Origin of the sequence: uncultured Gimesia sp. (assembly GCF_937919775.1) — a bacterium.
GTDB lineage: Bacteria > Planctomycetota > Planctomycetia > Planctomycetales > Planctomycetaceae > Gimesia.
On the sequence record NZ_CALFPF010000108.1, the window covers coordinates 1 to 9,581 of the forward strand.

At 53.6% G+C, this 9,581-nt stretch carries 8 protein-coding genes; 5 read left to right on the top strand and 3 right to left on the bottom strand.

Features of this window, described 5'->3' with window-relative positions; all coding sequences use genetic code 11:
- The 4 genes from Q0294_RS02840 to Q0294_RS02855 form a co-directional block, all read left to right on the top strand.
- Positions 1 to 387, top strand: a 387-nt coding sequence (locus tag Q0294_RS02840; protein WP_299460724.1) for a hypothetical protein, incomplete at its 5' end; no start/stop codon positions are given.
- A 177-nt stretch (positions 388 to 564) separates the two neighbouring features.
- Positions 565 to 1,740, top strand: coding sequence for a substrate-binding domain-containing protein (locus Q0294_RS02845; protein ID WP_299460725.1), 1,176 nt, complete (start codon positions 565 to 567; stop codon positions 1,738 to 1,740).
- Between the two features lie 155 nt (positions 1,741 to 1,895).
- Positions 1,896 to 2,849, top strand: a complete 954-nt coding sequence (locus Q0294_RS02850; protein ID WP_299460726.1) for a DUF1559 domain-containing protein — start codon at positions 1,896 to 1,898, stop codon at positions 2,847 to 2,849.
- Between the two features lie 92 nt (positions 2,850 to 2,941).
- A complete protein-coding gene (locus tag Q0294_RS02855; RefSeq protein ID WP_299460727.1) occupies positions 2,942 to 3,361 on the top strand; it encodes a carboxypeptidase-like regulatory domain-containing protein in 420 nt (139 codons plus the stop codon).
- A gap of 25 nt (positions 3,362 to 3,386) precedes the next feature.
- On the opposite strand, the gene Q0294_RS02860 is transcribed toward Q0294_RS02855, so the two are convergent.
- The 3 genes from Q0294_RS02860 to Q0294_RS02870 all read right to left on the bottom strand — a co-directional run bounded on the left by Q0294_RS02860 (position 3,387) and on the right by Q0294_RS02870 (position 8,170).
- Positions 3,387 to 4,238, bottom strand: coding sequence for a DUF817 domain-containing protein (locus Q0294_RS02860; RefSeq protein ID WP_299460728.1), 852 nt, complete (start codon positions 4,236 to 4,238; stop codon positions 3,387 to 3,389).
- 125 nt (positions 4,239 to 4,363) lie between these two features.
- Positions 4,364 to 6,400, bottom strand: a complete 2,037-nt coding sequence (locus Q0294_RS02865; RefSeq protein WP_299460729.1) for a hypothetical protein — start codon at positions 6,398 to 6,400, stop codon at positions 4,364 to 4,366.
- 276 nt (positions 6,401 to 6,676) lie between these two features.
- A complete protein-coding gene (locus tag Q0294_RS02870) occupies positions 6,677 to 8,170 on the bottom strand; it encodes a sulfatase-like hydrolase/transferase (protein WP_299460730.1) in 1,494 nt (497 codons plus the stop codon).
- 91 nt (positions 8,171 to 8,261) lie between these two features.
- On the opposite strand from Q0294_RS02870, the gene Q0294_RS02875 reads away from it, so the two are divergent.
- Positions 8,262 to 9,395, top strand: a complete 1,134-nt coding sequence (locus Q0294_RS02875; protein ID WP_299460731.1) for a DUF6263 family protein — start codon at positions 8,262 to 8,264, stop codon at positions 9,393 to 9,395.
- The last annotated feature ends 186 nt before the right edge of the window (positions 9,396 to 9,581 follow it).

A 9,581-nucleotide genomic window follows, 5' to 3' on the forward strand; every position in this document is an offset into this window, starting at 1 on the left:
GGAGGCAGGAATTTTCGCAATATACACTACTTAAATAGTAGAAACAGTTTTTTCACGGGATGCAAGCAGGATTCCGCCACGAATGCCGGGAAGACCGAATTTTCTCAGCAGTACACCGGAAAGCTGCTCCCGATTGATCCGCTCCCGCGAACCGGTTCTGTCAGATCACTGGCGGCGGAACCGTCTGAACAAACCTGTCTTTCCAGAAGCTCACTCACACCGCTTTCTCACTTCATCATAGGCAGAGCGCAGCCGATTCCCCAACAGAATTCTCCGATTTCCTGTCCGGAAAGCCCCGGGCCGGCATCAACAGAAACACTTACATCGTATGGCCATTGTACCTACTTATTTATTAAGCACAACGGGATCTCTGCGACTCTTAACTGATGGCAGCGGCAAACACCCCTTAGACATCATCAAATTCAAACTGAAATTTTTCATTTTTTGATTGACACACATTAATTCAGTTGTACCATACATTTCAGAAATTCGTACCCTGTTGTACGTACCTTTCACTTCTATTCTGATTCTGAATCAAAATCGCCTCTGTACGAAACGGATGCTGTGAACTTGTTATCCCAGAACAAATTATTTGGAACCACCACGCTGGCTGATCAGGGGGAAGCTGTTTCCACCCGTACCAAATACGAACGCATTCAGGAACACGTCAAAAAACAGATCCGGGAAGGGCAGCTTCTGCCGGGGACGGCACTCCCTTCCGAGCAGCAGATGGCAAACCTGTTTGACAGCGCCCGCAGCACCGTCCGGCAGGCGATGGGCATGCTGGAACGGGAAGGATTAGTAAGCCGGGTTCAGGGCAAAGGAACTTTCGTCCATAAAGACGCACGTCAGCGCGTTGCCAGCGGGCTGGATATTCTGGCGCTGGTCATTCCCGAAGTCTTATCCGGGTATTACCCTTCTCTGCAACACAGCTTTGAAGAGGCGGCCAGCCAATCGCAAAACCAGATGCTGGTCTGCTGCACCCGCAATAATATCGACAAGCAGGGAAATGTGATCCTGCAATTGATTGACAATCAGGTGGGGGGCGTGGCCATCGTGCCCGCCAGCACTCCCCCGACTCCCGCGTATCAGATTCGCCAGCTCCAGAAAGCGGGCATCCCGGTGGTCCTCTGCCACCGGCCCGTGGAAGGAATTATCGCGCCCCTGCTGGGACTGCCCTTCCAGCAGATCGGCAGGCTGGCAGGAGAATCGCTGATCGAATGCGGTCACCGTCGTGTTGCCTTTTTCGCCCCGCATTGCACTCAAACCACCGACCTGTATCTGGACGGTTTTCAGCAAGCGCTCGCTGAAGGCGGTTGTGAATTATCCAAAGACCGCTGCTACTTCGGCGCAGACGGTGTGATTGACATGCAGGAACTCGCTGCAGAGATCACAGACGCCTTACAACGCATGATGAATCAACCAGACCGCCCGACGGCGATTTTTACCACCTTTGATTCGATGGCAGAACGACTCTACCTGGACCTGACCCGGATGGGGCTGCGGATGCCCGAAGACATCTCGCTCATCGGTGTCGGCGACAAGATTCGACATAGCGTGCTGCAGCAGCAGATTGCCTCGGTGACGGTGAATGAATCGCAACTGGGGCGCCGTGCCGCCGAGCTGCTGAACCAGATGCGCAGCGGCGAACTTCCGATTGAGACCTCCGATTCCTACGTCATGCCCGCCGAAGTTTATCACGGCACGACACTGGGAAAGTTACAAGAAACAGAAATTTGACCAACACATTGATTCAGAGACAGAAATGATCAGCCTATCGAAGTATGTTTAATTAATTTCCTATCATTCGCTGCCAGGCCTTCGCACGTCATTCCGAGCGCCACGTTTCAGGCGGGCCTGTGTTGCATTTTCAATCTGCTTGAGAGGGCAAAAAGATGAAAAACAACATCTTTCGAAATCGTGGATTCACGCTCATTGAACTGCTGGTGGTCATCGCCATCATCGCCATTCTGATTGCTCTGCTGCTGCCGGCCGTGCAACAGGCCAGAGAATCGGCCCGTCGGAGTCAGTGCAAAAATAATCTCAAGCAGATGGGTCTGGCCATGCATAACTACCACGACACCCATCAGGTGTTTGCCATCAGCCACGGCGATACCGGCAATTCGTTTGGCTGGCGCGCATTGATTTTACCGAATATCGATCAGGCGCCCCTTTACAATCAGATCAATTTCAGCGGAAATATTGTCGACGCGGGCAATCTGACGATCGCACAAACTCCCCTGCCCGTTTATCGCTGTCCCAGCGACCCGACCCCCAACCGCGTGAGCGGCGGCAATCTCGTCTGGTCCAACTGGTGTTTCCCGGCGAGCTGCCCCACCGCTTCGCGGAATGATATTGCCGTGACCACTTACAAAGGCGTCGACGGCAGTGGTTATGACCGTACCGCCGCCACTTCGCCATTACCTCAGGGAATGTTTGATCGACGCATGGGACTCCGCGTCAGTGGAGGCGGGGGGAGCGTGGTCACAGAAAACCGCACGATCCGCATGCGCGACGTTCTGGACGGCACCACGAACGTGCTGTTTATCGGTGAAAATTCTCCCGGCTTTCACGCCTGGTCTTCCTGGGCCGCCTGGCATTCACCGATGACCACGGCGTACCCGATCAATCATCCCTTCGCCGTTTACGGCAATGCACAGAGCAGAATCAGCTCTGGCGCGCACGGCTGGGTCGATGGCTTTGCCGCTTCCAGTTACCACGAAGGGGGTGCTCATTTTATGATGGTTGATGGCAGCGTGCATTTTCTGAGTGAAAACATGGACTTTCTGACCTATCAGCAACTGGGGCATCCTCAAGACGGTTTACCCATCGGCGGACTCACTTATTAGCCGGTTACTGTAACGCATTGCGGAATGGCGCACCTCGATCACGCATTTGATTTTGCGTGACATCGCTTCGAAGATTTTTTAGGGAGATACACATGTTTTGTATCGATCGTTTTGCGAAACCAGTCCTCATTCTGCTCACTTTGTTTCTGTGTGTCGGCTGCAGCGGCAGCAAAGACGAAAACCTGCCTGATACGGTTTCCGTTGCGGGAGTCGTTACCTATCAAGGCAAGCCGGTCCCCGAAGCCACCATCATGCTGTATCCCGTGAAGGGGAGAAAACCGGCCTCAGGCAGATCCGACGCCGCCGGCAAGTTTACGTTGACCACGTTCAAGAAAAATGATGGCGCCATTCCCGGCGAACACAAAGTGACGGTGAATGCTTATGAATCGACGCCGCAAGGGGTCTCGATGAAAAGTGCCATCCCGGAAAAATACACGAACCAGAGCAGTTCGCCGCTCAAAATTACCATTACGGAAGCGGAACCAGAACTCAAGCTGGAACTCGTTGATTGAGATCAAGTTGACTGGCAGCAATGCGTCAGATTTTCGTATCCGGTTCTGTCGGCAGTGCAGGTTGCCCCTGCATTAAGACCGGACGATTCACCAGGGAAACCAGTACGAAACTGAGCATCATCAACAGATACCAGGCAGTCAACTTGGAGAGCGGAACCAGCTGCCACTGATGTTTCTGCGAGGGATAAATCCAGACGTTGGAATACGTGGCCAGATTTTCCGCGAACCAGATAAACAGCGCGACCAGCAGCCAGCCAACAACCAGAGGCATCGAACGGTGTACGCGATCCATGCGGAAATAGATGGTCACTCTGCCGAACATGAACAGGCTGGCGAGAATTAAGAGCCAGCGAATATCAAACACGTAGTGGTGCGTAAAAAAGTTGGCATAGATCAACGCCACCAGCACCACCGTGCTCCACAGCGGCGGGTAACTGGAATAACGAAAGTCGAAAATGCGCCAGACGCGGGCAATGTAACTTCCCACCGCGCTGTACATGAATCCGGCAAACAGAGGCACGTTTCCAATCCCGATCACAAACGGTTCCGGATACTGCCACGAACGAATGCCGTCGGATGTCTTGAACAGTTCCATGACCGTGGCCACGAAGTGAAAGATCAGAATCACCACCGCTTCCCGCGGCGATTCCAGCCGAAAGCTCAGCAGAAAGATCTGAAACGCAACCGCCGCCAGAAACAGAAAATCGTAGCGGTACAAAAATTCGAACGGATACCAGAACCGCGTGATGATCATCATCGCCAGCAGAAAACCGCCGAAAATACAGGCGGACGCCTGTTTGATTCCGAACAGCCAGAATTCGTGGAGCAATGTTTTCAGGAGCGGGACCTCGTTATTTTCTTCAAAACGAATCGTCATCAACGATCTGAATTGTAGTGAAATGTGATTGGTCTATCTATCAAAAACAAAAAAGGGAGCAGACAAATTGTCTGCCCCCTGTTCGGAACTTGAGATAGCTCCAAGCCATCCCTCGCACACTTCCGTTACTCAACGCTGACTGCAGCCATCTGTGGTGCAAACTGCACTTCGACCGGGTTGGAAACAGCGCCGTCGCCGCGAACCACAACGAAGGTTGCTTCAGCAACGTCTACCAGCGGCAGTTCGGGCATCTTGACTTGAACGCCCAGGTCGTACCAGCCGTAGATTTCTGCTTCGAAATTCATGCCATTCAGCGACATCAGCACTTTGCCCGGTTCCGGTCCGAAGCCTTCACCCGCCAGATTCACCATTCCACCACTGACGACCACGTCGGTGTCGGTTGAGAACAACGCAGGATCAACGGGCAGCACATCCACACGTGCGATCACCGCACCGTTGTTTTCTTTGAATGCTTCCGGGATTTCGCGATGGGCATCGATCAGAACATGCAGTTGTTCGAAGGGAATCTGATTTCCTTCGGCGTCGGTTGACAGCAGACTGGCTGCGAAGGGGAGACGGATATCGACCGACTGCACCTGACCGGCGGCGATATTATCGACGCGTGATCCCGCTTCCGGCACTCCTGCCACCGGTTCGCGTGAATTGGAAGCCAGCAGCATCACATTGAACGGCACATTGATATCGACGTTGCTGTTGTTGCGGAACCAGACGCGGAAGCGAGGTCCGAGTTCCTGTTCAGCATGACCGGAGTCAACAAACCGTACCGCCAGCATCTGCAGATCCAGACCGCTGTTGATGATGTAAGGATCAACGTCTACCCAGGTGCCGCAGGTCACGATCGGCAGTGGCTGCCAGACAGGGCAATCGTACCAGACCCAGGGAACACAGGGCTGACAGAGAATCGGACGGCAGATGATCGGACGGGGATCGCAAATCGGATTGCACCAGTCCCACCAGCACCAGTCAACCCAGGCACTCCAGTGAGGGCTCCAGCAGTAGCTGGGGTACATCCCGGGGCCGGCATACCAGGCACCAAAGTGGGTTTTGGTAAAGGAATTCGCCATATTTCCGAACAGGCTGCGGTTCCGCCAGCCGCCATTTTTCAGCAGATTCTGATTCAGATGCAACTGACGGGCCACATCCCCTTTGTTGTGCAGCTCGAACTGTTTCTTCATGTTCCAGTTCTTGTAATTGTTATTGTGAATCAGCGAATTCAGTTTTCCTGCCTGAAGCTGTTTATTCAGATCGTGACGAATCGGTTTGATATTTTTATCTTTGAACAGATCTTTATTCAAAGGCACGCCGTTTTTGCCGAGCCACTTCTTCGAAGGATCGAAATGTTTCCCCTGACCTTTGGAAAAATTGTTGTGCTTGGAAAGATCGACGCCGCCGGGTTTGTGCCCTTGATTGCCGGGCTTCAGACCGGGTTTGCCGAAGAGGTCATCGTGTGAGATACCTTTTCCCGGAGTTGTCTGTTTCCCCGGTTTAGGAACGAAGTTTCCTTTTCCGGGTTTGAATACGTTGTTACCCCGATCCGGTTTAGGCTGCACCACATTTTTCCCCGGCTTGGGGACAAATTTTCCGCCGTTCCCTCTGTAATCAGGAATTTTCCGATCCGGGATTTTGAGGTCCGGAACTTTCCGATCAGGAATCTTGCGGTCGGGAACCCGTGGCTTCAGATCTTTCGTATCCAGCTTGAGTCCACTTTGCTTCCCGAACTGAGGCAGCTTGAAATCAGGCCGCGTGGTTTTGGGTGCGACTGTTTTCGGTGCAACCTGGGACGACTTCTGATCTTTACTGCTGCCGCGATCGATTACTTTCGGAACCGTGTTGCCCGAGAAGTTTTTGAGTTCCAGCCGCGGCGAACGCGACTGCTTTTGAGCAGCCGGTTGCGACTTCGACTGACTGCTCCGGGAGCGACTCGAACTCTGCAATGGAGCGGGGCGACTTGAAGAACCGCGTGAACGCTGCGCGCTGCCGCGGTCACTTTTGCTGGAACTGCTGGAGCTTCGCTGGTCCGATGACTTTTTGGATGACTTGTCGGCCGCCAATAATGGTGCCCCGCAAATTCCCCCCACCAATGCCATCGAAAGCAGGACGCGAAACGGTCGTTTTAACAAATTGACTTGATTCTGGATCATCATGACTCTCCCCTTTTGGCTAAATCGTAACTGCCCGCGATTTGATGTGAACGATTTAGAGAAGAGCGTAAAATATGCCAATTATGCCGATTTGGTGCCAAAGACGACCAACAGGCCACTTAAGGCCTATACTCATATAGACTTATAAAATATGGATTCCGCCGGGAGCGGCAGCGGTTCTGATTGTAAAATCAACACCGTCGACGCAAGCGCCATCAGATTGATTTCACAACAAACTCATTTTCGCACCAAAGTGCGACACGTTTCAGGCAGATTTTACCGCTGCGATCTGGCTGCGGTGAGCGAAGCGTCGTTCTGCTGTTTTCGCCAGGCATTCAGCTTGTGCAGCAGGGAATCGCGGGGCTCCTGATGCGACGCCTCTTGAGAGAGATCGTGCTGTTCGAGCGGATCATTTTTCAGATCGAACAACTGCACCCGATCGAGGTGCGGATACAGAATCAGCTTCCAGCGGTCCGTGCGGATCATCCGCTGATAGTCGCGGAAGTAACAATAGACTTCCTCATAGACCGCCGTTTTGTCGCCCGTAAGAACCGGCTTGAGACTTTTGCCTTCGACGGTCTCGGGAATCGCCACGCCGGCCAGATCACAGCTCGTCGGATACAGGTCGCGCAGATAACATTGCGCGGCCGAACGCTGGTCGGCGGGAATGCCGGGGCCGACCATGATCAAAGGCACGCCGACTGTGTGCTCATACATGTTCTGCTTCCCCCGCAAACCGTGACTGCCCATCGCCAGACCGTGATCGCTGGAGTAAATCAGAATCGTATTCTCCCACTGCCCCGATTTTTTTAACGCTTCCACCACACGCCCGACCTGCGCGTCGAGATGCGAAATCACCGAGTAATACAGCGATAAATCGTGTTGGACGATTTTTTTCGTCCGCGGCCAGGGGAGCAGTGCTTCATCGCGGCCGTCGAAGTTACCATGATCGAACGGATGCTCGGGCAGAAAATTCGCGGGAGCCGGGATCTTGTCCGGGTCGTAATATTGTTCGTAACCGATGGGCATCAGCAGCGGATCATGGGGCGCCGTGAAGCAGACGTGCAGAAAAAAAGGCTGCGTATGTTCGCGCTGAATGAACTCAATCGCGGCGTCGGCAAAGTGCTCGCTGATATTCGACGACAGCCCGACCCCTTTCTCAGGGAAAAAATGGCGTTCGTCATCCTGAAAAATCCAGCCGCGATATCCGGTGACCAGCGTGCCGTTCCCGTCATAAGAGGGGACCGCCCAGCGACCGCCGCCCCCGGTAAACAGACCCAGTGTTTCATCATAACCGCGCAAAATCGGCTTGCCGTCGTTGTGCCATTTGCCGACATACCAGGATTGATACCCCGCGTTGTGCATCGTTTTGGCCCAGGTCGGCAGCTCCGGTTTGATCGGTTTGCCGAAATCCATTGACCCGTTATGGAACCCGCCAACGCCGGTCAGAATTTCCGCGCGGCTCGGCGTGCAGATCGGATTCGCACAGACGGCACGGGTAAAACTGGTCCCCTGTTTGACCAGTTGATCCAGATGCGGCGTTTTGATGATCGAATTGCCCAGTGCGGCGATCGTATCCGGCCGCTGGTCGTCGCTCAGCAGAAAGACGATATTCGGGCGGGCAGACGCCGTTTTCGCCTGCGGCGCGGCCGCCTCACTTTGCGAAGGTAGAAACCAGAACAGAACCGCTGTGAAGATCAGAATCCGCCCGTGCCTGCTCTGCCCCTGTCTGAATGAAATCGCGTCCGTCATTTCGAATTCGTCTTTCACTAAATGCCTGATGCTGTTAACTTTCGTCTGTCAAAAGTCTGACCCGCAACCGATTCATTAACTTTATTTATCTATTCTGGACGATGTCGCCATGCTGGGCAAGCGTTTTATCAGTTGGATGCTGGGAATTGCCATTCTTAGCGGGACGGTCTGGTCATTCTGGCAAAAACGGCAGCAGAAACTGGCGGAAGTAGTTCAGAACGAGCCGGCAGAACCTTTTGTGCCCGCATCACCGCTCGATCCGAAAATCGATGCACAGAACGCCTCGTTAACTCAGGAAAAAGTGGAAGTCCTGGAACTGAATCTGTCGGTCAACCAGCGGTTCCCGATGATCAAAACCGTGGAACAGACACTCTCGCAGGCCTCCGCAGCGGGAATCTCACACAGCAAATCGAAGCTGGAACTGATTCTGGCGCTGACGGTCGAAGAGATCCAGGAGGACGGCCGCAAGCGGTTCAAGGTGCTTTACACGCGCGTGAAATATTCGCACAACATTGCCGGAGAACAGGTCGAGTACGATTCGAACCTCGAGAACGGCCCGGTCCCGCCGGAAGTGCAGGCCTACCAGCGGCTGGTGAAAAACGGATTTTCGTTCTGGATTGGCCCCGATAACAAAATTATCGAACTGGTCGGCTTCGATGAGTTCATTCAACGCTGCCTGCAGAACACGGCCCCCGATCAGCGGGAAACGGTGCTCGCCAAGATTTCCGAATCGTCGGGCGATGACGGCATTGCGAATTTCATCGACGACAGCATCGGCCTGCTCCCTTATAACATTGATGAGAATCACAAAGGGGGCGCGATTCGTGTAGGCGAAACCTGGCTGACAACCCGCCGCCTGACGCAACCGATTCCGATGGTCCTCAAAACCGAATACACGCTCCGCGAGTTAAACGACAAAACCGCCACGATCAACATCGCCGGCGATATTGCCGCCTCGAAAATCAACAGCCCGATGAATCAGACAGGCAACTCGGTTCAACTTCACATTCGGGGCGGAAAAACGTTCGGCACCTGCCTGATCGACCGCAAAACGGGACTGCCTCTCGAATCAAAAATCGACCGCTTCCTGGAAACGACCGTCAAACTGGTCAGCGGAAAAGAATTCGAACAGCAGAAACACATCATCACCACGATCAAAGCCTTCCCGCACCAGGAAGACCGCCCCCTCGGCCCCGCCGCAAAAATCTCGCCCCCCCGCAACCTGAAGCAAGTCGCAAATTGACCGCCGCCTGAGCGGAATGACTTCAGCTACCGTTAATAATACTCAAACGAGTAGAACTGCGATCGACAAGAACAGAATCGTCCGAATTGCTTTCCCGCTCACCCTACTCGGCTAGAATGGCATTCGGGCCTGCCCTCTCCCTATTTCATAAGTGTTTTTTGATGGGAACGGTTACCCGTAGTACTG

Coding starts and splice junctions, on each gene's coding strand:
- Q0294_RS02850 (WP_299460726.1), top strand. CDS start 1,896: ATGAAAAACAACATCTTTCGAAATCGTGGATTCACGCTCATTGAACTG.
- Q0294_RS02855 (WP_299460727.1), top strand. CDS start 2,942: ATGTTTTGTATCGATCGTTTTGCGAAACCAGTCCTCATTCTGCTCACT.
- Q0294_RS02860 (WP_299460728.1), bottom strand. CDS start 4,238: ATGACGATTCGTTTTGAAGAAAATAACGAGGTCCCGCTCCTGAAAACA.
- Q0294_RS02865 (WP_299460729.1), bottom strand. CDS start 6,400: ATGATCCAGAATCAAGTCAATTTGTTAAAACGACCGTTTCGCGTCCTG.
- Q0294_RS02875 (WP_299460731.1), top strand. CDS start 8,262: ATGCTGGGCAAGCGTTTTATCAGTTGGATGCTGGGAATTGCCATTCTT.